Origin of the sequence: Roseibacillus persicicus (assembly GCF_014651675.1) — a bacterium.
In the GTDB taxonomy this organism is placed as follows: domain Bacteria; phylum Verrucomicrobiota; class Verrucomicrobiia; order Verrucomicrobiales; family Akkermansiaceae; genus Roseibacillus; species Roseibacillus persicicus.
This window is the reverse complement of sequence record NZ_BMXI01000023.1, coordinates 20,053-41,883: the sequence shown is the minus strand read 5'-3', so window position 1 is coordinate 41,883 and position 21,831 is coordinate 20,053. Positions and strand designations below refer to the sequence as shown.

The 21,831-nt window shown below is 56.9% G+C and carries 20 protein-coding genes; 10 read left to right on the top strand and 10 right to left on the bottom strand.

Features of this window, described 5'->3' with window-relative positions; genetic code table 11:
- The first annotated feature begins 8 nt into the window (after positions 1 to 8).
- Entirely contained in the window at positions 9 to 572 is a 564-nt protein-coding gene (locus IE099_RS19740) for a hypothetical protein (RefSeq protein ID WP_189574222.1), read from the top strand.
- A gap of 3 nt (positions 573 to 575) precedes the next feature.
- Here IE099_RS19740 and IE099_RS19735 read toward each other — a convergent pair whose 3' ends face one another.
- The 4 genes from IE099_RS19735 to IE099_RS19720 are packed head-to-tail and all read right to left on the bottom strand — an operon-like array spanning position 576 to position 3,978.
- On the bottom strand, positions 576 to 1,373 hold the full coding sequence (locus tag IE099_RS19735; protein WP_189574219.1) for a hypothetical protein: 798 nt from the start codon (positions 1,371 to 1,373) through the stop codon (positions 576 to 578).
- Between the two features lie 27 nt (positions 1,374 to 1,400).
- On the bottom strand, positions 1,401 to 1,619 hold the full coding sequence (locus IE099_RS19730) for a hypothetical protein (RefSeq protein ID WP_189574216.1): 219 nt from the start codon (positions 1,617 to 1,619) through the stop codon (positions 1,401 to 1,403).
- A 48-nt stretch (positions 1,620 to 1,667) separates the two neighbouring features.
- Positions 1,668 to 2,909 carry an NAD(P)/FAD-dependent oxidoreductase gene (locus IE099_RS19725; RefSeq protein WP_189574212.1) on the bottom strand — a complete coding sequence of 414 codons (1,242 nt, stop codon included), beginning with the start codon at positions 2,907 to 2,909 and terminating at the stop codon, positions 1,668 to 1,670.
- 55 nt (positions 2,910 to 2,964) lie between these two features.
- A complete protein-coding gene (locus IE099_RS19720; RefSeq protein WP_189574209.1) occupies positions 2,965 to 3,978 on the bottom strand; it encodes an SMP-30/gluconolactonase/LRE family protein in 1,014 nt (337 codons plus the stop codon).
- A 223-nt stretch (positions 3,979 to 4,201) separates the two neighbouring features.
- On the opposite strand from IE099_RS19720, the gene IE099_RS19715 reads away from it, so the two are divergent.
- Entirely contained in the window at positions 4,202 to 5,374 is a 1,173-nt protein-coding gene (locus IE099_RS19715; protein ID WP_189574207.1) for an OmpA family protein, read from the top strand.
- A 10-nt stretch (positions 5,375 to 5,384) separates the two neighbouring features.
- On the opposite strand, the gene IE099_RS19710 is transcribed toward IE099_RS19715, so the two are convergent.
- Complete coding sequence (locus IE099_RS19710; RefSeq protein WP_189574204.1) at positions 5,385 to 6,161, bottom strand: VC0807 family protein; 777 nt, start codon at positions 6,159 to 6,161, stop codon at positions 5,385 to 5,387.
- Between the two features lie 176 nt (positions 6,162 to 6,337).
- Here IE099_RS19710 and IE099_RS19705 point away from each other — a divergent pair, with 176 nt between their 5' ends.
- Positions 6,338 to 8,131: an ABC transporter ATP-binding protein gene (locus tag IE099_RS19705; RefSeq protein ID WP_229809611.1), complete on the top strand. Its 1,794-nt coding sequence runs from the start codon at positions 6,338 to 6,340 to the stop codon at positions 8,129 to 8,131.
- A gap of 183 nt (positions 8,132 to 8,314) precedes the next feature.
- On the opposite strand, the gene rpsU is transcribed toward IE099_RS19705, so the two are convergent.
- The gene (gene rpsU / locus IE099_RS19700) at positions 8,315 to 8,569 is read right to left on the bottom strand and encodes a 30S ribosomal protein S21 (protein WP_229809610.1); all 255 of its coding nucleotides are present in this window, start codon (positions 8,567 to 8,569) and stop codon (positions 8,315 to 8,317) included.
- A gap of 170 nt (positions 8,570 to 8,739) precedes the next feature.
- Between rpsU and IE099_RS19695 the strand changes: the two genes are divergently transcribed.
- The 7 genes from IE099_RS19695 (at position 8,740) to IE099_RS19665 (ending at position 17,224) form a co-directional block, all read left to right on the top strand.
- The gene (locus IE099_RS19695) at positions 8,740 to 9,099 is read left to right on the top strand and encodes a HesB/IscA family protein (protein ID WP_189574201.1); all 360 of its coding nucleotides are present in this window, start codon (positions 8,740 to 8,742) and stop codon (positions 9,097 to 9,099) included.
- Positions 9,096 to 9,656, top strand: a complete 561-nt coding sequence (locus tag IE099_RS19690) for a BAR domain-containing protein (protein ID WP_189574198.1) — start codon at positions 9,096 to 9,098, stop codon at positions 9,654 to 9,656. The genes IE099_RS19695 and IE099_RS19690 overlap by 4 nt, the downstream gene beginning before the upstream one ends.
- A 13-nt stretch (positions 9,657 to 9,669) precedes the next feature.
- A complete protein-coding gene (locus IE099_RS19685; protein WP_189574195.1) occupies positions 9,670 to 11,376 on the top strand; it encodes an Hsp70 family protein in 1,707 nt (568 codons plus the stop codon).
- Between the two features lie 50 nt (positions 11,377 to 11,426).
- A complete protein-coding gene (locus tag IE099_RS19680) occupies positions 11,427 to 12,662 on the top strand; it encodes a hypothetical protein (protein ID WP_189574192.1) in 1,236 nt (411 codons plus the stop codon).
- 7 nt (positions 12,663 to 12,669) lie between these two features.
- Entirely contained in the window at positions 12,670 to 13,743 is a 1,074-nt protein-coding gene (locus tag IE099_RS19675; protein WP_189574189.1) for a hypothetical protein, read from the top strand.
- Between the two features lie 99 nt (positions 13,744 to 13,842).
- Positions 13,843 to 16,518, top strand: a complete 2,676-nt coding sequence (locus tag IE099_RS19670; RefSeq protein WP_229809609.1) for a valine--tRNA ligase — start codon at positions 13,843 to 13,845, stop codon at positions 16,516 to 16,518.
- Between the two features lie 22 nt (positions 16,519 to 16,540).
- Entirely contained in the window at positions 16,541 to 17,224 is a 684-nt protein-coding gene (locus tag IE099_RS19665) for a hypothetical protein (protein ID WP_189574172.1), read from the top strand.
- Positions 17,225 to 17,236: 12 nt separating this feature from the next.
- On the opposite strand, the gene dtd is transcribed toward IE099_RS19665, so the two are convergent.
- The 4 genes from dtd to IE099_RS19645 form a co-directional block, all read right to left on the bottom strand.
- Positions 17,237 to 17,689 (bottom strand): D-aminoacyl-tRNA deacylase, encoded by a 453-nt coding sequence (gene dtd / locus IE099_RS19660; RefSeq protein WP_189574169.1) that lies wholly within the window; start codon positions 17,687 to 17,689, stop codon positions 17,237 to 17,239.
- An 11-nt stretch (positions 17,690 to 17,700) separates the two neighbouring features.
- A complete protein-coding gene (locus IE099_RS19655) occupies positions 17,701 to 18,465 on the bottom strand; it encodes a hypothetical protein (protein ID WP_189574166.1) in 765 nt (254 codons plus the stop codon).
- A complete protein-coding gene (locus tag IE099_RS19650) occupies positions 18,462 to 20,057 on the bottom strand; it encodes a S8 family peptidase (protein WP_189574163.1) in 1,596 nt (531 codons plus the stop codon). Before IE099_RS19650 ends, IE099_RS19655 begins: the two co-directional genes overlap by 4 nt.
- A 115-nt stretch (positions 20,058 to 20,172) precedes the next feature.
- On the bottom strand, positions 20,173 to 21,813 hold the full coding sequence (locus tag IE099_RS19645) for a DNA recombination protein RmuC (protein WP_189574160.1): 1,641 nt from the start codon (positions 21,811 to 21,813) through the stop codon (positions 20,173 to 20,175).
- Between the last annotated feature and the right edge of the window lie 18 nt (positions 21,814 to 21,831).

Here is a 21,831-nt window from a genome sequence, read left to right as displayed (position 1 = left end):
TTTAAACCATGAAAGTCATATTCCTCTCGCTCCTGATGCTGGGCTCGGTCAGCGGGGTAACCAAAGAGGTGGTGAGGGTATTCCAGCCCGTCTCGTATCACGATACCGATAGTGCCAGTGAGTACGGGGTGAAGGGGCAGTTGGTGCAGGCTGCAGTGGTGGATCGGCCGGTTGTTCTCTCGGGGGCCTTCCCGGAAGACTTGGTCAAGAGCGTGGCGATGCCCCATCGCCTGCCTACTAACAATCCGACATACGAAGTCGAAGAAGTCAATTTGCTCCTCATCTGTGGGTTGGCGCTGGAAGTCACTCGTTCCGAAAATTCCATCGAGGTAGTACTGGATTGTGCCGACTTGAAAGTTCCCGAGACAGTTGAGCTCACCCCGAGGCAAATTGTCAGCATGACGATTGAGGCCATTCGCCGCACCTTGAGGGTCTATTACCAGGAAGGAGCCCACGACACCTTCGAATGCCACCTGACCTTGAGCGGTCTCGCTGAGGAGCATGCAAAACTCGCCGAATTGAAAGCGGATTTCCAAGTCGGGCCCGGCGCCCAGCGTCGCGAAGCAGAGTAGATCCTAGCGACGAGGGCCGCGTTCCGCGCGCTTGTCGATCACGCCGTCCCCATCGCGGTCTTCGCCATAGGGCATCGCGTTGGGGAAGTAGACCTTCTTCTGCCGCCCTTCGCGCACGTGTTCGCTGTAGTTTGTCCGCTCGGTTTCGTTGGAGTAGATTTTGTTCTTTGCAATGAGGGTATTCTTGAGTATGTCCACGCTGGCGGTGAGCGGAAGTTGCGCCATGACTTTCCCTTTGAGGCCAAATGAATCCGGGGCTATCACGAGGAATCCGCTGGTCTCTTTTTCGCCTTCCAAAAGTTTCGTCCATTCCGGAGCTGACTCTTTTTCCGCGAAGTCGTGATGGAAGCGTCCGATGAGTTCGGAATCATTGAGAACCGTGCGCAAGGTGGTCTTTGCCATCAGGAGCGACCTTCCGGAGGCGACGGTCAGGACGAGAAGGCGTTGATCCCCGGCGGCTACGTTTAGGGCCTGTCGGGTTGTATGGAAGTCCGGTAGGGTCGCCTCTGAGGCATTTCCCTTAGGCTGATAGTTCGCGGCGATTCGGGTGAGTTCCTGAATCACCTCAGCGGGCGCCGCGTCTTCAGTGCGCCCTCTTCGACCCAACAGCACATGGGGGCTCCGTCCGCTGCGCGAAAGCTGAGTTTCGCCATCGGGGGCGAGGATGGCGAACGCGGTATTGGCGAAGCTTCCTCCGAGGAATTTGCGCACCATCTTCTGGTGTTCCTCGGACTCGTAGGACTCGAGGCGGACACAGACGAACTGGCGGCTGGCGGCGATAAACTCTTTTTGCGAGAACAAACTGTTCTGCGTCTTGGTGTAGCCCGGTCAGAAGACCCCGGGAATGCCATTGCAGGTCGCTGCCGCAGCCATGAAGAAAATGGGGCGGTTGGAGCGCTTGGCCTCCGCGAGTGCGGTTTCCCAAGTGGTATACCAGACGAGCCCGGCCTCTCCGACGGCCTGGGGAGAAGCCTCCAATTGTTCTGGACGTGGGCCTTGGGAAAAGGCTGTCGAGCAGGCGAGTAGAAGGAGAGCGATGGTTTTCATGTCGAGGGAAGAAACTCTCCTCTCGACCAATCGTTGCGAAAGAAATGGTTAAGAGTTTGTTAACCCTTCAAGGATGCGCCGGGCGGTGTTTTGTCCCGATACAATGGAACCCTCAATGGAGGCTGAATTCATGAAGTCTCCGCAAAGATGGTAAGGGGCATCGGGCTGGGGGGGCGGGATATCGTCGGGACGCTGAACTGGAAGCGCTTTGGGAATCTCATAGGTCCGGAGAAATTTCCATTGGGCGACCTCTTCTCCGAACCACTCCTTCAACTCGGACTTTACCCGGTCCACGAGATCCCGCTGGGGGTAGAGACCCAGCAAAGAGACCGAAATGAGCGATTGACCTTCGGGCGCGTATGCTGGAGCGACATCGCTGACCACGGCCACGTTGTTGACGATTCCTTCACTGGTTCCATTGAGAGCGAGCAGAGGCTCGTTCAATGGCGATTGAGGAGCTGCGAAATAAAGATTGGTGACCGATCTCCACTCGATTTCGGGATACTTGAGATCCGGGAGAAAAGACTTCGGAGATGGGGCGGCGATGACGACGTGCTCTGCGGTGTAGGTTTCGCCTGTTGCGATTTTCACAGTGTTGCCATTAATCGAGGACACGCGGGAGTGATACTGAATGCAGTCTTCCGGGAATCGGCTTGCGAGTTGTTTTGGGATCTCGCCCATGCCTTTGGCTGGCAAGGTAGCACTTCCTTTTGCGAACATTTTGAAAGTGAACTCAAACATCCGGCTCGAAGTGCGGAGCTCTCTTTCCAGAAAGATTCCGCCGTAGAAGCTTCGGAAGAAGTCATCGACCATTCGTTCGCTGAAGCCGAAGCGACGAAGGTATTCCACCGTGGTCATGTCTTCGCGATCGTTGATGTCCTCCAGCTCAGACTTTCCCATTTGCAGTCTCAGGCGGGCAACCAAAGCCTTGTCGAAGAGATTGCCGACTGGAGCAAAGGCACTAGAGAGAAAATGTTTAGGTCTGCGGAATATATCCATAACTCGATATAATTCATCTAACAGATAAACCTTGGCTCCAGGTTCGAAGGCACGGAGTTGAAGGGCCTCGAGATCGAGCAGTTCACCTGAGACTGGGTAGGCATCCAGGAACACTTGGAAGCCCCGGTCCAACAGAAAGCCCTCATACTCATCAGTCGCCACTCGCCCGCCGGGGCGGTCGGCCTTCTCCAAGACGAGAGGCCTAAGTCCGTTCTTCAAAAGTTCCAAGCCGCAGGACAAGCCTGCCAGCCCGGCACCTATAATGATCACATCGTTGATTTTTGAAGTCATGGTCAATCGTCTGGGCCCATTCATGTAGCAGTTTGAGTCAGCGGACCAGTTACTTTTAAGTCTTCTCTTTTTCTGTATGTCTTGGAGTGGGGCCTGCAGTCTTTGTTTTGACTCTCAGTAAGTCATGGTTCGCTGTTAGATAGAGGGTTGCGCGGTCACTCCCTCCCCAAGCGAGATTGGCAGTGCGACGGCCGGTTAATATTTGGCCTAACAATTTTCCTTCGGGGTTGAGCACAATCACCCCTCCGGGTCCACTGGACCAGATGTTGCCCTCGCGGTCAACTTTCAGCCCGTCAGGCAGGCCTGGCAGTTTGGGCGTTAGCTGGGAAGAGTCGAAGAGAACATTCGGTTCTCCGGGCTGGAGGGACGCGTCGACCGGATAGCTGATGATGTGCGGAGCCTCGCGATGGGATTGGGCGATATAAAGGGTCTTTTCGTCGGGGGATAAAGTAACGCCATTGGGGCGGACCAAGTCAACGATCACTTGTGTGACCTTGCCGTCAGGGTCCCAGCGATAGACGCCATTTTCAGGCATTTCCCGCTCGGGGCCTTCTCCCTGATTGGGCAGACCGTAGGGTGGGTCGGTGAAGAAGATGGAGCCTGACGAGTGGACCACGAGGTCGTTCGGGGAGTTGAAGCGCTTGCCTTGATAGTTGTCCGCCAAAGTCATCTTTCCGCCGCTGGGGGTCAGGACCGAAAGCCGACGGTCCCCGTGCTCGCAAGTGAGAAGGCGTCCGGTGGAGTCGAAGGCCAGACCATTGGAGCCCGGTTCTCTGGAATGCTTGGCGACGCCCGTGAAGCCCGAGGGCTTCAAGTAAACCTCCAGGCCCCGCTCTTCCGACCACGAGTGAACCACGTTGTTGGGCACATCCGAGAAGAGGAGCCGACTTTCAGAAAAGTCCCACACCGGACCCTCGGACCAGCTGAATCCAGAGGCCAAAACCTCAATTTCGGCGTCCTTTGCGATCAGCTTGTCGAACGACGGATCGTGGGACACGATGCTTGTCGGGGGAAGCTCATCCGCGAGGAGCGATCCGAGTAAAACACTGAATAATAGGGGTGTTTTCATGTGCTGTAAGCAATGAAAGTCCTCCCCGCCTTGTAAAGCAGGAATCGAAAGGGGACGGAAGGGCGAGTGAATCAGGCGAGCTGTCAGAAGCCGTTTGGATGGGGAGAAGAGTGCTGGCCTCAGAGAGTTTATAAGGATGAGCTGACTGCAATTTGCCGTTTTTTTAGCAAAAACTGAACAAACCGTGAATTGCGTAGGGGGTGAGCGACGTTATACTTGCGACGTGGCGAAAGCATATCAGTGGGAAAACGGTGGTTACGATGGCGGCTCATCCAAGGGGGGCGGCGTCGGCTATGGTTTTTCGGTTCTTCTCTCCGTGATCATCGGGGTGAGCCTTTTTGGTGCGCTGCTCTTCGGGATGAGCGAGCTCAAGGTGTGGTTGGGGATTGTCGAGCCGCTGGAAATCAAGAGCAAGGCCTTCAATCTCGAGCAGGTTGAAATTGCAACGGAGCCGCCGCCTGAGATCGAGGACGAAGTCATCGTTCCGGAGACCACCGCCGATGCCACAGAATTGCTTGCGGAGGTGGAGGAGTTGATTCCCGAGCTGGATGATACCGAGCTCGATATTTCTCCCGACATTGCCCAACCCGAAGTGGCACTGGAAGCGAGTATTCCGCTGGATGCGGGGGAGGATTTCGGCGAATTGCTGGAGCCGGTTGCCGCTCCGAAGGTCGATCACGTTTTGGACCAGATTGGGCGGACGGAGAATCTTTTCGAAGAGGCGGCCACGGGGCAGGTGATGGTCGAGGAGGGCTCGGTGAAGGCTGATATCGTGGACCCGGACGAGTATCTCAAGGACATGGCCAGTAAGGGGAGCGGTGGGTTGTCCGAGGATGGTTTGCCGTCGGGGTATGCCAGTATCGATGGCCTTTTACGGATGGCTACCGGTGAACTCAGTCGGAGCCGTGCCGCTTTGCCCAGCGACCTTTTGTTCGAATATGATAGCGCCCAGTTGCGGGAAACGGCCCGGCTGGGACTGATGAAGCTCGCCATGCTGATCGACCGAAATCCCCAGATGTTTTGTATCTTGGAAGGCCATTCGGACCTCTTTGGCGACAGGAGTTATAACATGAATCTTTCGCGCCAGCGGGCTCAGGCTGTTAAGAGCTGGCTGGTCGACTCTATGCGGCTCGATGGAGAGCGGATCATCGTTCGGGCATACGGAAGCACCCAGCCCAAGGTGATGCAGGGCTCGATTGAGGAGCAGGCCATCAACCGGCGCGTTGATATCCTCATGCGCAAGGATTTGCCCGCCGCAGAAGTGAAACCCGAGGTGCAAGAGGCCTTGCCCGTGCCGGTTCCTTCCCCCGCTGAGAGGCAGCCGTTGAAGGCTCTCAAGGTGGAAGACGAGGAAGAGCAGGAGCCCAAGCCTTTGCGCGCTCTGCCGGTTGACTAGGGGCCGGGCCTTATCGCGGAAGCATCAGCTCGTCATTTTTCAGCCCGGTCAAGCGGCGCAGGCCCTTGAGTAGGTAGAGCATGCAGCAGACGAGAAAGGCGGTCATGGGAAGGCCAATGACGAGGAAACCCCACCAGGTAATTTTGCCTACCGCATTGTTGTAAAGTTCGCGGGCGTTGACGGCGGAGTAGTCAATCTTGTCCGGGCTGAGAAAGTATTGGGCGACGAAAAAGTTCAACACGGTCGAGATGAAGAAGGAGGAGGTGAAGATGAGGGTGCAATGGAAAAGCAGCTTCGCGTAGGACTCCTGGTTGGAGTTTTCCTCAATCCTCCCATTGATGCGCTTCAGGTCAAAGATCTGATCATTGTAGAGGAAGGTGTTGAGGAGTGGGGTCTTGGTCCAATGGGAGACCAAAACAGCCATGCCGAGAATAAAGGAAATCGAGCCTTCCTTCAGTCCAAAGAGAAGGGGGGCAGAGGGGTTGACCGAACCGTCCTTGTTCCAAAGAAAGAGGGTCAAGCCACCGGTGAGCAAGACTGAGGCAAGCCCGACAACGGAGAAGAAGTTGAGTTTGCGGTGCTTGAACAGAAACCAGATGCCGTAGCCGAGGGGTAGAGCCAACGCGATGACCAGAGCCCAGATAGGCCCCACGTGCCAGAGCTTGGGGTCGGCCTCCAAGGCGGCATCTTTACTGAGCTTGCTGAGGGCGATGACGGGAATGAGAACATTGACCAGGATATTGGTAAGCGGGTTCTCTTTGGGTGGCTGGGCATCGACTTCGGACATAATTTGTGTGCGGGAATCTCAACTAGAACCTCGAGAGACCCAAGTGCAAACTTTGTTCCTTTCCGTCGTCGGTCGGCGCCAAGCTGGTTGGTTTCATTCGGATCGTATCCACTTCTATTTCGGCATCGCCAGCCTTGTTGTTTGACGGATGAAGCCTGCTGCTTTCCACTGCACCCATGCGGAAGCGTAAGGCCAAGTCGGGCGAATCGGAAAAGGGGAAGTCGGGTAAGAAGCTGCCGGTTATGGGGTTCTACAGCTATCTGGGGAATTACAAATCGACTTTCTATCCGGCTCTGGTTGCGTTGTTCATCACGGCCGGGCTCTCTCTCGCTTTTCCTTTTTTCCTGAGTCAATTGATCGGCGGGGTCAAATTCGGTGAGGCTGAGATGCTCGATGTCGAGCGGGTGACCGAGGGGATCAACCGTACGGTCCTGACTTTGATTGCGGTGCTCGCGCTGCAAGCCTTCGTCTCCTATTGGCGGGTAAGAGGCTTTATCAAGGCCGGGGAAAGTGCCTTGAATGATATTCGGAGGGAGGTCTTCAGTCATCTCGTCCATCTCCCGATGAACTTTTACGAAAAGAGCCGGGCGGGAGAGCTTTCCGGTCGCGTGGCGGCTGATCTTTCGGTCTTGCGGGAAACTCTTCTGACCACCGTGCCGCAGATGATTCGTCAGACTGTCATTCTCATCGGGGGCTTGGTTTTCATCTTCGTAACGTCCTGGAAGCTCGCGCTCTTTATGTTGGCCATCATTCCGGTGGTGGTGCTGGCGGTGGCGTTTTTCGGCCGCAAGGTGCGGGGCTATTCCAAGTCCGCGCAGGATTCTCTCGCCGCAAGTTCGATTGTGATTGAGGAGAGCACTCAGGGAATTTCCGAGGTGAAGTCTTTTCGCAACGAGACTTTTGAAGAGAATCGCTACGAAGAATCACTCTCGGAGTATCTATCCGTGGTTCTCAAGGGTGCCAAGGCTCGCGCGGCCTTCATTGCCTTCATTATCTTTGTGCTCTTTGGAACAATTTCGGTAGTGGCGTGGTTTGGGGCCGGGATGTTGGCGCGAGCCGAGATTACCCAACAGGGCTTTGTAGCGTTTATCCTCTTCAGCGTCTTCGTAGGGGCTTCCCTCGGCTCTTTCCCCGAGATTGTAAGCCAGGTGCAAAAGGCCAACGGTGCGACCGAGCGCTTGCGCGAGATTCTCGACGAGAAGCCCGAGGATGAAGGCGGAAGTGAGAGCCACGAGGTGGAGGGGCGCCTTGCGGCGAAAGAGATTCGGTTTGCCTATCCTTCCCGACCCGATGTGGAGGTGATCAAGGGACTGTCCTTCGATGTGGCGGCAGGGGAAAAGGTCGCCTTCGTCGGTCCGAGTGGGGGTGGGAAGTCGACCTTGTTTGCCTTGTTGCAGCGATTCCATGAAGTCACCGGCGGAGAGCTTTCTCTGGATGGCAAGCTATTGACCGACTGGTCGCTGGAAGATCTTCGTTCGGCCATCGCGGTCGTGCCGCAGGATGTGCATCTGTTTGGCGGAACGATTGCGGAAAATATTGCCTACGGAAAACCTGGCGCGAGTCAGGAGGAGATTGAGCATGCGGCGCGCGAGGCCAATGCTGCTGACTTCATTGAAGGCTTTCCCGAAAAGTACGAAGCGGTGGTGGGGCCGAGAGGAATGCGTCTGAGCGGAGGGCAGCGTCAGCGAATTGCCATCGCGAGGGCGATTCTGGCCGATCCGAAAATATTGATGTTGGATGAGGCCACAAGTGCGCTGGACTCGGAGAGCGAGAGACTGGTGCAGGAGGCATTGGAGAAGCTCATGCAAGGTCGCACGAGTTTGATCATTGCCCATCGTCTGGGAACGGTGCGCACCTGCGACCGCATCCACGTCTTGAGCGGCGGGCAAATCGTGGAAAGCGGCTCCCACGATGAGTTGCTGGCGGCCAATGGAACCTACCGTCTCTTGGCTGAGACCCAGTTGCTGTAGTGCCGGCGGGGGCGGGGCGCTTTGTGTCCATCAGATAGCTGCGCTTGCCGCAGCTTCTTCTTTGCTTGGACATTGGCGGTCGGGTTCACAAGTGTTCTTGAGGTCCTGCTTGGAGCGAGTCAACTACCCACAAAAAAGGCGTCCGATTGGACGCCTCTTTGAAAAATTGATTTTGGAAGAAAATTAATCTTCGCTGGTTTCGCCTTCCTTCTCAGGAGTGCGGCTGGAGTATTGCCAACGCACTTTGTTACGCTTGGAAGCGGTGCGGAGCTTGCGTTGGAACTTCTGAGTAGGAGTCTCGAAAGCACGACGGCGACGCATCTCCTCCAAGATTCCCTCGGTATCGAGCTTGGTTTTGAGTCGCTTGAGAGCACGGTCGACGGGCTCTCCTTTTTTCATCTCGACTCCGCGGAAATTATCGTTTGCCATAGTTGCCATCAGTTTTTCTTAGGGGCGCGGAGGCTAGGGGCCCTGACGCTGGACGTCAAGAGGGTAATTTGCTTCTTTCGACAACTATTTTCAAGTCGTGGCGCTTAAAAACGTCTTTTCTTCGCTCGCAAAGCACGGTCAGGGGTTGTGGGGCGGTGCGATTGCGCTAGTATCCCGCCGTGGCAACGGTCAAGTATACGGTTGGGAATGAAAAGCTGGTGAAGGTTCTCGATGGAGCCTCCTCCCATTTGCGTTCATTGTTGGAAAAGCAAGGACGGGAGCAGGGTGCTTTAAAGATAGCGGTGGTGGGAGGCGGTTGTAGTGGCCTTCAATATCAGATGGATTTGGTCGATGGTCCCAGAGATCGCGACGTTCTGGTGGAGAGCAATGGCGTGAAGGTGGTGATCGACCCCAAGAGCGCGCTCTTTGTCAGTGGGAGTGAATTGGACTACTCCGATGATTTGCAGCAGGGTGGCTTCAAGGTGCAGAATCCCAATGCGCTGGTGACTTGTTCCTGTGGGGAAAGTTTTGCGGCATGAACCATTGGGAAGTGCTGGGGATCCCGGTCCAACTGGCGGTGGCGTCAGCGGAGGTTGAAGCGGCCTTTCGAGTGGCGAGCGAGGGAGCTCATCCGGATGCGGGGGGAGAGCGCGGTCAGTTCGAGCGCCTTCGGGAAGCTTATGATGGCTTGCGGGATGACTACCAGCGTCTGGAGCAATGGTTACGGGTGCACGAGGTCGCGGTGGCTCACTCGGGAGCGGTCTCGGAGGAGGTGGGCGGGATGTTTGCCCGGGTCAGTGAGGTGCTGGCAGGCGTCGATGACTGGTTGGGCAAAGGGGGCGCGGTGAGTTCGGCTCTGGGAAAAGCCCTGTGGCAGAAGGAGGGGTTCGCGTGGAAGTCGCGGGTGGAAGAGCTTTTGCAAGAAGTCAATGATTGGAAGGAAAGGGTGACCGCTTCTTTCTCGAAACTGGAGGGCCAGGCTCGTCTGGGGGAGTTCGAGGAAGCGCTCCGGGTTCGCGGGGAATTGGGTTTCTTGCGCAAGTGGAAGGCGCAGTTGCAGAGCTGCTATGGGAAGTTGTGGGAGGGACTGGTTTAGGAATTTTTTTGATATGAGCATTGAGGTGATTTTAGGAATCGACTTGGGAACAACCAATTCGGCGGTAGGTGTAGTGGAGTCGGGTTTTCCCATCTTGCTGGCCGATTCCGCCGGCAGCCGCTTGACCCCGAGCGCGGTTTGGTATGGCGGTGAGGGAGAAGTCGAGGTGGGAATTCGTGCCAAGCGTCGTCGCGGAATGGGGGGCGTGGTGACCAGTGTGAAAAGACTGATGGGCACCTCGCAGACGGTGGGAGGGCGGAGTCCTGAAGAGGTGAGTGCCGAGATTCTAAAGGAGTTGAAAGAGATTGCGTCAGAACGCCTGGGCGTCGAGGTGAAGAAGGCGGTGATAACGGTCCCCGCCTACTTCAACGAAGGGCAGCGGGGAGCAACCCATCGGGCGGGTGAACTGGCGGGCCTGGAGGTTGTGCGTTTGCTCAGTGAGCCGACTGCGGCGGCCTTGGCCTACGGTCTGGACAAGCTGGGGGAGGACAAGAGGGTAGTGGTTTACGATTTGGGCGGGGGGACTTTCGATGTATCGATTCTGGAAATCCGGTCCGGACAATTTGAGGTTCTCGCGACTGCCGGGGACACGCGCCTGGGGGGTGACGATTTTGACGAGGCGATTGTGAAAGCCGCCGGGGTCAGGCTGGATGAACTGGACGAAGGAGAGCGCGGGCGAGTTTTGGAAGAGGCCGAGCGAGTCAAATTTGCGCTCAGTGAGGACGAGGAGGCGGTCTTTCGAGTCCCGTTCTTGCTCGGGCAAGGGGTGGAGAAGGTGATTCGCAGAAAGGATTTCGAAGCGAGTATTGAGTCTTTCTTGAAAAAAACAGAAGCGTGTTGTCGGCGTGCGATGTCCGATGCCGGGGTGCGGCCTGAAGAGATTGAAGCGGTAGTGCTGGCGGGTGGCAGCACCCGGGTTCCGGCGGTCAAAGCTCGCGTGGAGACCATCTTCGGGCGGTCTGCGGTTGAGGGCGTGGACCCGGATGAGACGGTGGGGCTAGGTGCCGCGATTCAAGCGGGAATCATCAGCGGGGCAGTTCGGGAGGTGGTTTTGTTGGATGTCACCCCCCTGAGTTTGGGGATTGAGACCGTTGGCGGATTGATGAATGTGCTCATCCCGCGCAACACCACCATTCCCTGCAAGGCCGGCGAAATGTTCACCAATGCGGTGGCTGGTCAGACGGCGATGCGGATCCGAATCTTGCAGGGCGAGCGCGAGTTGGCGAAAGACAATTGGGAACTGGGGATGGTCGAGGTCCCCTTCGAAGCGGCGGCCAAGGGGCAGGCCCGGGTCGGGGTGCAGTTTTCGCTGGATGCCAGTGGTTTGTTGGAGGTTTTGGCCCGGGATACCGCGACGGGGAAAGACACTGTCTTGACCATCGAAAGTTCCGCCGTGGATGTGGCTGATGCTCGGGTCGAGCAGATGGTCTCGGAGAGTGTCGACCATGCCTTTGCCGATATGAGCGCGCGGGTGTTTGTGGAAGCCAAGCTGAAGGCGGAAGAGCTCTTGGGGGCTTTGGTTCCGGCTTTGGCCGAGCTGGGTGAGGCTTTGTCTGCGGATGATTTGGAGAAGGTGAGAGAGGCTGAGACGAAGGTCCGTGAACAGCTGGGGGCCGAGCAACAGAGCGGACCGCTCTTGAAGGCTGCGGTGGAAGAATTGGACCAAGCCACCGAGGAGTTGGCCGCTTTGGTCGTCGAACGTGCCATGATGGGGCAGTAGGGGCTCTCAAGGCTTGCAGCGAAGGAAGGAGTAAGAGAGACTTTTTCCCAATGATTGATAAGGCGAGGGGCATCTTCATTTGTCCGGACTGCGGGGGGCCGTCTGCTGCTACAGGGGATGGCTTCGCGAGTTGTTCCGAATGTCAGGGGAAGTTTGAGCTGCCAAAGAAGGTCGAGCAAAAGGTCTTGGCGCCATCGCCTGTGCTTCCTGCCTCCTCGTCGAATGCGATCCAGCGGAATATTGCGCTCAAGCCCAAGGGGGGAGCGGAGCAATTCGGCAGCGTGGAAAAGATTCCAGAACCCGTCGTGCCTACCAAGGATATCGAGGACGTCCAGCGGGAGCGGGGTGAGCGACGCAAACGGCTCAAGAAGAAGAATCAGCCTGCGGTCAAAGTCTACTTGGGCTGGGGGATCTTGTGGCTGGGCGCGGTGGCTTTGGTCCTCTTTGTGGTATCCAATTTGCAAAAGCAGTTTGCAGCCAACAACAAGAATGCTCCAACGGTTGAAGAGCGGCTGTCCGGGGAGGAGAGAGAGTTTTACAAACAGGAGTATCCCCTCATCACGAGAACGTTCCGCAATTTCCTCGAAGCGCGTTCGACGAGTCAGATGGCGGAGTTCGCCCTGAAGGCCAATCAGCTCGACCGAAAGATGACTCGTTACTTCAAGGAGAATTCACGCAAGTTCTCGGCCTCGGATTTGAAGGGGAACCCGACTTTTTGGAATGTCGCATTCGAGGAAAGTCCCGGTTTCGTCGAGGTGGTTTGGGATGGGGGAAAGAGTGGTCCGGTCGAGGCTGTCTTTGTGAAGGTTGATGACTCTTGGGTAGTCGATTGGGAGCATTTCGCCCGTTACTCCACGGAAAGCTGGACCGTCTTCCGGCAAAGAATCGGAGGCACCAGGAAAGGGGTCTTTCGGGTTTATGTGGAAAAGGTTTCCGAAGGGGAAGGCTCGGATTTCAGCCAGTGGCTCAAAGTCAGAATTCAGCCACCCTACCGCAATCGGGAGCGGCGTCGTCGGGAAGCGAGTCAGGCTATCCTCCTGGAGGGGACGGATGGAATTGTTTCCGATTTCGTGCACCTTTTTGCCGACCGCGAAGGCCAGAGCGAGGGCTATTCCGAGTTGTGGTCCAGAGACCCCGAGGAACTGCGGCGTGCAACCGTGGAGCTGGAGTGGGTCCAAGACCCCGTTACCGGTGAAGAAAGAATGGTAATTCAGAAGCTTTTGTCCGAACATTGGCGTAGCTTGGATGTGGAAAATGCCGCATCAGGGGAGTCCACCGAAGAATAGAGTCACTATGAGTGAACCAGAAAATCCATCCAACCTGCCCGAGGGGCGTCGCGTTAGTAAAAGCAATTCCAATCGTGAGACGCTCTATCTGAAGCGGCAGCAGCTCTTGCGTGAAATGCAATCGACGGAAGAGCTCCGGCCGATCAACGTGCGCGAGCAGGTAGAGACCTTGAAGAATGCCGGCAGCGAGGGCACCAAGGAGGAGGATTGGGGCTCCAAGGAAAAGCGACGCAAAGGGAGTCCGTGGATGTTGTGGGCGATTCTCGGTCTGGCCATACCCGTGGTTCTGGTGGGCCTGATGATCGTGAGCGGTGGCAAGCGTGGCAAGACGGCATCCGGGAATAGCGGAATGGGTCTGGATTTCGATGTCCTGAGTGGAGCGGGTCAGGTTGAAGCGGAAGATTGGTTTATCAAGAATCCGGGCGAGGCCTTTGAAATCGGTCTCAATACTCTCGAAACGGTCAGCCAGGAGGGTTTCACTCTGGAGGAAGTTTCGCCATTGGTGCGCAGTCCCGAGCAAGCCGAGCGCTTGGTTCAACTGGAACGTGCCGGAGAATGGGTGGCCTTCGATACCAGCGTGCCAACGGATCTGGTTTGGGACTACGGGTCTTCGGGCGATGCGGGATTCATGGTTTTGATGGGGCAAAAGAAGGACTTTCACGACTTTAGAGCCTACTTCGTCCGGGATGAGGGTGAGGTGTTGATGGATGTCGATGCCACCGAAGCACGCTCCGACATACCCGTTATCGAGCTGCCGGGCCAGACCTTGACCCAGCCCGTGCTGATGCGTTGTTGGTTGGCCAAAGAGCCTCATTTCGATGCTCGCAGTGATGAGCGCCTATTCTCTTGGTATCAGATTCTTTCTCCGAACAAGGTGGACTTCGTGTGGGCCTATTGCACCCGGGGTGATGCGATTGATGAGGCTTTGCGCAAAGAGTTGAACTACGGTCGTTTGATTGGAGAACGGAAAGACTACTTGCGGGCGACGGTCCGGCTAACGAACGCCAAAGGTTTCCGCGAGGATGAGTTCCAGATTCAGGAATACGTTGCTTCCGAGTGGGTTCTGCCGTCTTCGGAGTAGAGGGTGGCGGCTGCGGCCCCCTTGCAAGTCGCGGCAAATCGCTCGCCACTATTTACAAACCGGCTCCTTTGAGGCATTGCAGGCGCGATGTCTGACGAAATGGAATTGTCCAAAGCCTATGAGCCGCAGGAGGTCGAAAAGCGCTGGTATGAAGCATGGCTGGAGCAAGGGTGCTTCACCGCCGACCCTCATTCTGAAAAAGAGGGGTATTCGATCGTCATTCCACCACCCAATGTAACGGGAATTCTTCACTTGGGCCACGTGCTCAACAACACTATCCAGGATGTCTTGGCGCGTCGGGCGCGGCAGGAGGGGAAGGAAGTGCTCTGGTTGCCCGGGACCGATCACGCTGGCATTGCGACCCAGACGAAAGTGGAACGTCAGATTCGTGACGAGGAGGGCACCACCAGGCGTGACTTGGGGCGCGAGGCCTTTCTCGAGCGCGTGTGGAATTGGAAGGAAAAGCACGGGGGAATCATTATCAAACAGCTCAAGCGCTTGGGTTGCTCTTGCGATTGGAGCCGCGAGCGCTTCACCATGGATGAGGATTACTCCGAGTGGGTGAGCCACGTCTTCAGCGAGCTTTTCAAACAGGGGCTCATCTACCGAGGCAAGCGTATGGTGAACTGGTGTCCGGTTTCTTTGACCGCCCTATCGGATGAAGAAGTCATCATGAAGGCCCAGCGTTCCAAGCTCTTTTACATGAAGTATGAGGTGGTGGACGCTCCCGGGGAGTTCATTGAGATCGCGACAACCCGACCCGAAACTCTGATGGGCGATGTGGCCGTGGCGGTGACTCCCAAGGACGAACGTTGGGGCAAATATGTCGGTCGCACCGTGCGTCGTCCTTTCCCCGAAGCTGAAATTCCAGTCATCGCTGATGAGCATGTCGACCCGGAGTTTGGAACTGGCGCGCTCAAGATTACGCCTGCCCACGACAAGGCTGACTTCGAGATCGGGGTTCGAAACAATTTGGAGATCATCGATACCCTCCATCCCGATGGGACGATGAATCTGCCGGATATGCCGGAGTTCGACGGTCTTGACCGCTTCGTTGCCCGCCGCAAGGCTGCGGCCAAGTTGGAGGAGATGGGACTGCTCCTGAAAGTGGAGGAATACGAGAACAATGTCGGATATTCCGAGCGGGCGGATGTGCCTATTGAGCCTCGGATTTCCATGCAATGGTTTCTCAAGTATCCTGCGGTGGACGAGGCCAAGGCCGCAGTGGCAGATGGCGATATCTCCTACCGACCCGAGCGCTGGGCCAAGACCTATGCGCACTGGCTGGAGAACATCCAGGACTGGTGCATCTCGCGCCAGCTCTGGTGGGGACACCGCATCCCGGTGTGGTACCGCGCCGAACAAGTGGCTCAACTTAAAGACGCCGAGTCCCTGACATTGGCCGATATGGAGTCGGGGCAAATTCACGTGGGAGAAGAGGCTCCGTCTGAGGGCGAGTGGGTTCGCGATGACGATGTGCTGGACACATGGTTCAGCTCCTGGTTGTGGCCTTTTGCGACCATGACCAAGTTGGGTGAGGAAAGTCCTGAATTGAAAAAATTCTACCCGACCAACGACTTGGTGACGGGCCCGGATATCATCTTCTTCTGGGTCGCCCGGATGGTGATGGCTGGTTTTCACTTCAAGGGGGAGTTGCCTTTCCGCAATGTCTTTTTCACTTCTATCATTCGCGACATCAAGGGGCGCAAGATGAGCAAGTCTCTTGGTAACTCGCCCGACCCGATCGACCTGATGGACAAGTATGGGGCGGACGGCTTGCGCTTTGGCTTGCTACGAACCGCACCAGTGGGTTCCGATGTCCGTTTCGACGAATCGTTGGTGGAAGAGGGGCGCAACTTTGCCAACAAGCTCTACAATGCCTGCCGCTTGCGGTTGATGGCTGGCGGAACGGTCGCGCAGTCCCTCCCTGAGGTGTCCAAGCTGCGACCCTATCACCTGGACGTCTTGCAAAAGTGCGATCGAATGGCCGAGAACCTCACGTTGGCCTATAGCGAATATCGCTTCAATGAGTTGGGATCGCTGCTCTATGAATTCCTCTGGAGTGAGTTCTGTGACCGTTTCCTGGAAGCGGTTAAGAAAGATCTGCGAGCTGATGATGGTTCGGAGTCCAAGGCGGTCACGCTGGCGGTCTTCGACCAAATCATGCAGCGCTATCTGCAAGCCTTGCACCCCTTCATGCCGCACCTTACCGAGGAACTCTCCTCGCGCATGGGCTACGTGGACAAGGGAGTCTTTTTGATGAACGAGGTTCTGCCGGGCGAACCTCTTCTGGCAGATGTTCCCGACAGAGTCTCGCGGGCGGAAGTGGTCTACGAGGTCGCCGGTCGCTTGCGCAACTTGAAGGCCGAATACCAACTCGCAACGCGCAAGGACGTGCGCTTCGTGGTGAAAAACGCGGTCGACTGGCTGGCGGAAGAAGCCGATGTGCTGGCGTTGCTGGTCGGTGCCGAGAAGGTCGAAATCGATCAAGACTTTGTCGTCAACAAAGGAACTCCAACTGCGGTGACCAATGCGGGCGAGTTCGTCCTTCCTCTGGATGGACTGATTGACGTCGATGCTGAAAAGAACCGCCTTTCCAAAGAAATCTCGAAGGTGGAGAAAGAGGTCGAAAAGTCTCTGAAAAAGCTGCAGAATCCCAAGTTTGTGGAAAATGCCAAACCTGAAGTCGTGGCGGTGGAAAAAGATCGTCACGCGACTTGGTTGGAGAAGCTGAAGCAACTGCGGGAGCTTCATGCCGCCCTCGATGCCGAGTAGCTCAATCTGATTTGCCAGTCCCATGCCCCCGGAAGAATCCAACGAAATCCCAGAAGCCATCCCCATGCCGCGCGAGACTTTGCGCAAGGTGCGGGTGGAGCTTCAGGATTTGCCCAAGGCTCGTCTAACCAGCGAGACGAAGCAGGTGATTTTTCCGGAGGAAGAACTGGAAGAAGAGCCGGAGCAGGAAGAGCAAGGGGAGTCCTCGGGTTCGCGGCCTGCGCCTCGGCGGGCGCCGCGACCGGAGCCGATTGCCAAGCAACCGGCCTCTATCAATCGGAAGGCCTTGGAGTCTACAAACCGGGGGAAAAACCCGAACTCGAGAACCTTTGTGAGGGGAATTCTGCACCCCGCGCCTTTCAAGATTCTCTCTGCGGCCTTTTTCGTTATCGTCTTTCGGCTCGTTTTCGTCGCCAGCTTGGTTTTTGGAGCCTTGATCCTTTTTGAAAAGATCGAGGTGGACGGGCTGATGCTAGCTTGGTTCGGCTTGCTGCCGCTTGCCGGGTTCTTGCACCTGATCACCGCGCAACAGGCGCGATGTCGGGTGTGTGGGCAGAAGGAATTTATCCCCAGTCGGGCGAACAAGCATCGGAACACCCATCGCTTTTTATTCACCGGTCCGATCGTCAGCACTGCCTTGCATGTGCTTTTGTTCAAGTGGTTCCGCTGTATGTTTTGCGGTACGGCGGTGCGGACGAAGAAGTAGTCCCGAGAATTGTTAGGCGGGATCGCGGGAATCAATGGTGATGGTCACGGGGCCGTCGTTGATGAGCGAGACCTCCATCATCGCTCCAAAGCGGCCTTGGCCCACCGGCTTGCCCAAGGCCTCGGATAGGGCTTGGCAGAAGCTTTCGTAGTCGGGATTGGCTTTCTCCGGCCGCGCGGCTCCCAGATAGGAGGGTCGGTTTCCTTTCTTGGTCGAGGCGAAGAGGGTGAACTGGGAGACCACGGTAATCTCGCCGCCGGTATCGAGAATCGAGCGGTTCATCTTGCCCTCTTCATCCTCAAAGAGGCGCATGGCGACGACTTTGCGCACCAGCCAATCGCGATCGGTTTCCACGTCTTCGTGGGAGACGCCCAGCAAGATGAGGAGGCCGGGACCTTGTTCGGCGAGAAGCTCTCCCTCGCTATGAACGGATGCTTTTTTAACTCTTTGGATGACTGCACGCATGAGGAGGGGACTTACCAAGCTCCTATTGCGCCTGCCAAGCCAAGGGCGTGTCGTTCTCCGGATTGAACTGCAGTCTTACCCACGGGATTTGTGGGACAGTTCAGAATGAGGCAAGGAAGAGACGTTCTGCTGTCCGCGATGGTCACGGTCCCGACGAAGGACTTGGCTCCGACCGGGTCTACGAGAGTAACGGGAAAGGAGGTTTCCCCACGGTTGAGTTTGGAAGGCATGGCAGTGAGAACCACAAAGTGTCCATGAACACTCTGCCAAATGCCCTTGCGCAGAACAAAGCGACGGACCGAAAGAATGGGGGGCATGCCTTTGTCAAAGGACTTGCTCAATCGCTTGTGGGCAAGCTTCAGCTGACCGACGCTCTCTGTCCCGGGGGGCGAGAAGAAGAGTTCGGACTTCACCTTGGGGAGCGTCCAATGAATCTTGCGCATGTCTTCCGCCATTGCAGCCAAGTCTTCAAAATTAACTCCACCGCGTTGTTGCCATCTGGAGCGGTTGGTGAAGGTGGTGGACGGTTGGAGTCCCCAGGATTTGATCACGGATGCGATTCGGGCCCGGTCGCTGGACCCGGGAATTTGTAGATAGGCCTTTTGCCATCTTTCGGTACCGGCGCCGAACGAATTGAGCAAGGACGCGGGCCCGCAGGAATTGCCCACGCCATTTTTCTGATCGACATAGTCAAACTCCCGGTTGGCCGCCGAGATGTCAAGAATCTGTCCATACGTCGGCGACAGACTGAGGAGTAAGAGGAGAAGGAGCTTCACTGACTGGAGTTGAATTCGAAAACGTTGCTCCTGATATTGTTCTTTGGATCGACATCTTGGAAGGATGAATTGAGGCTGACCGAAGTGCTCACTTCAAAGTCTCCATTCGCTGGGAGTGCAGTCGGAATTTCGAAGGTCTGGATATCGCCGGGGCTCAGAGTCTGCACCTGCAATGGAACGGAAGAGTAGGGAGTGGTAATGGTCACTTTCGCTCCGGTAATAGCCTCCGTGCCTTGATTCTGCACCACCGCGAGAACCATGTTGCCGTCATCGGTCGTGATGAGATTGGAGACCGCAGCGATGTCGTAGATGCCACTCGTGCCAGAATTGACCACTCGACCGACATCCAGGTGGCCAACGCCGTAGTATGAGTCCGCCCCTGGGTCACCCGCTTCGTTCGAGTTCTGGGTCACTAGGTTCATCGCGTTGTTCGCGTTGAGCTCGTATTCGCTCATCGCGGCTGCGACGGCGGCGGTCACATAGGGAGCACTGGCGGAAGTTCCGGTGAACTCGATGTAGCGGTCGTTTGTCCACGCCGCATAGACTTCCAGGCCCGGCGCCGTCATGTCGAGGTTCTCTCCGTAGTTGGAGAAATTGATCACGGTGCCCTCCTGATCGACCGCTCCCACGGCGGTGACTTGGGCGTAGTCCGCGGGGAAGGCTGGCTGGTCGTATCCTTCGTTGCCGGATGATGCTACGATCACTGCGCCGTTGGTATAGGCATACTCGACTGCGTTTCTAACAAGGAGACTGTCTCCATAGCTGCCCATGGAGATATTGAGAATTTGCGCCCCGGCATCAACCGCGGCCACGATTCCTTCCGCGAGTTTGAAGGAGGTGGAGTCCCCGTTCACATCGGCCACCCGCACGTCCAAGAGAGACACCCCCGGCGAGACCCCGGGGGTCAAGGCGCTGGTGCCAGCGATGAGCGACGCAACTGCAGTGCCGTGGCCGTGCCAAGTGTCAGCGGAGTCATCGCCCTCCACCAAATTGATGTGGCGAATGCTCCCGGTAAGGGCCTCGTGGTTGGTGACGCCGGTATCAATGATGGCCACGATCACCCCTTTGCCCCAGGTGCTGTTGTCACCCGTGATGCCGAGCCACTCGAGGGCATTTCCGTGGAATCCGACCGCTCCGGCTTGCACCTCACCTTCTCCTGGAGGCAGGGGAAGGGTCACCAGATAGTTGTAGCCCATCTCCTCTGAGTCGAGGAGGCCGTCGAAATCGCTGAGCCTGTCAAAGCCGACCAAAGCCGTGCGGAGGGCGTCGATGGAGCCGAGAAGGCGGAGGTCGGAATCAGCGAGGGAAGCTAGAAATTTCCGGTAATCTTCCTCATTGTCGAATTGAACAAGTCGTTGATTGGGGATGGAAAAAAGAGGATCTCCCTGGGTGTCGGGGCGGGAGCGGGTGGGGGCATTTCCGCTGCTGCGAGCAGTCGGATGGCTTTGGACCAAAACGGGAGTGCGCGACTCGGACTTTTCCTTCTTTTGAGCAGTTCGCCCCGCCACATCGCTGACCAAGAGCCAGCCACCAACCACAGCGAGGACCAGAAAAACGGAGATCAGGGTCAGCTCTAGCGGTTTGATTTTCATGAAACAGGGATGGCTTATAAACGCCGCTTAGCGATAAGAGTCGCACTGAAATTGGAAAATTCCCCGAAAAAATCCAGTTTTCAGCAAAATGACGCCCTGAGTTCAGGGAAAAGAGCTAGCCGGCTTCCCCGAGGGCGGCGCGCAAATCTTCGGCGGCGGCGTTGGCTTTGCTGTCCTTGTCCTCGCCCTTGGGGGGCTCGGGCTCTGGTTCGGGCGTCTCGACGGTGAAGCCCTCGAACTGTTTGTCTTCTGGCGCAACTTCGGGGGTGGCTTCCAGTAACTTGTCGAACTCGTCGGAGTCACTGTCCGCTGCCGCGAAGGTGAGGTTGCGGGCCTGGATTTCCAAGCGGGGGATTTCGGCAATCGGTTGTTCGATGTTTGCCGCTCCCAACTCTTCGAACTTACGCGCTCCGGGCAGGACCTTGGTCTCCAGCGAGGACATCGCGGAGTTGTAGACCTTCACGGTGTTGTCGAGGGATTGTCCCAGATTGGTGAAGTTGTCGGTGAGATTGGTCAGGCGCTTGTAGAGATCGCCGCCGAGGATCGAGATTTGGCGTGCGTTCTCGGCAAGTGCTTCTTGGCGCCAGCCGTAGGACACGGCGCGCAGCAGAGCAATCAATGTTGTCGGGGTCGCGAGAATCACGCCTTGGTCGACCCCTTTTTCGATGAGGGAAGGATCGTGATTGAGAGCTGCCGAGAAGAAGGATTCCGAGGGGAGGAAAAGGACGGTGAACTCCGGAGCGGACTCGAACTGGCGCAGGTAGTCTGGAGAGGCCAGCTTCTGGATGTGCTCGCTGATTTGCTGGGCGTGACGGATCAAAAGGGTGTCGCGCTCCTGATCATCCTCCGCTTCCAGGGCATCCAGGTAGGCACCCATTGGCGCTTTGGTGTCGACGACCACCTGTTGGTGACCCGGCAGTTTGACGAGCAGGTCGGGATGGAGTTGGGCACCCGTGACTTCGGCTTCCTTGTTGCTGGGGTCCTGGCTATTGTTGAGGAACTCGCAGTGCTCCTGCATGCCGGCCATCTCCACGCAGCGCTTCAGCTGCATCTCACCCCACTGACCGCGGCCGCTGGGCTGACGCAGGGCACGCACGAGGCGGTGGGTCTCCTTGTTGAGCGAGGCCTGGGACTCGGCCAGATGGCGGACCTGTTCCAAGAGAGAGGTGTAAGCGTTCTCGCGAGCCTGTTCGATCTCGCCGACGCGGGACTGCATTTTTTCCAAAGACTGCGCGACCGGAGAGACCAGTTGTTCGACGGCGACGTGACGCTTGTCGAAGATTCCCTGCGCTTCCTCCTGCTGGGCGCGGAGGGCTTGTTGGGCGAGGGTTACGAATTGCTGCTGGCTGCTGCGCAGGGCGTCGGTGGAAAGGGTGCGGAAGGTGTTGGCGAAGCGAGCCTCCATATCGGAAAGGAGCTGCTGCTGCTCGACGTGGCGGCGCTTGTGTCCACTCAGGGTCGCTTCCAGTTCGCCCTGACGCTTGAGGAGGATGACTTCGGTATTGCGAAGTTCGGTCAGCTCGGCCTCCAGATTTGCAGAACCGGCTTCGAGAGAGGCGATGGCTTTTTTAGCGGACCTGGCCTGCTCCTCCTGGCGAACGCGGAGGGTGGCGAATTTGGCCCGTAGGATGAGCCACATCATGAAGAGACCGGCCACGAAGCCGAAAAGCCCGCAAGCCAGCTGATAGGAGATGATGGCCGCCTCGTTGGAAGAGAAAAGGGCAAGGAAGGGAATGGAAAATGAAAGGGAAACCATGGTGATTGTCACTTGCGC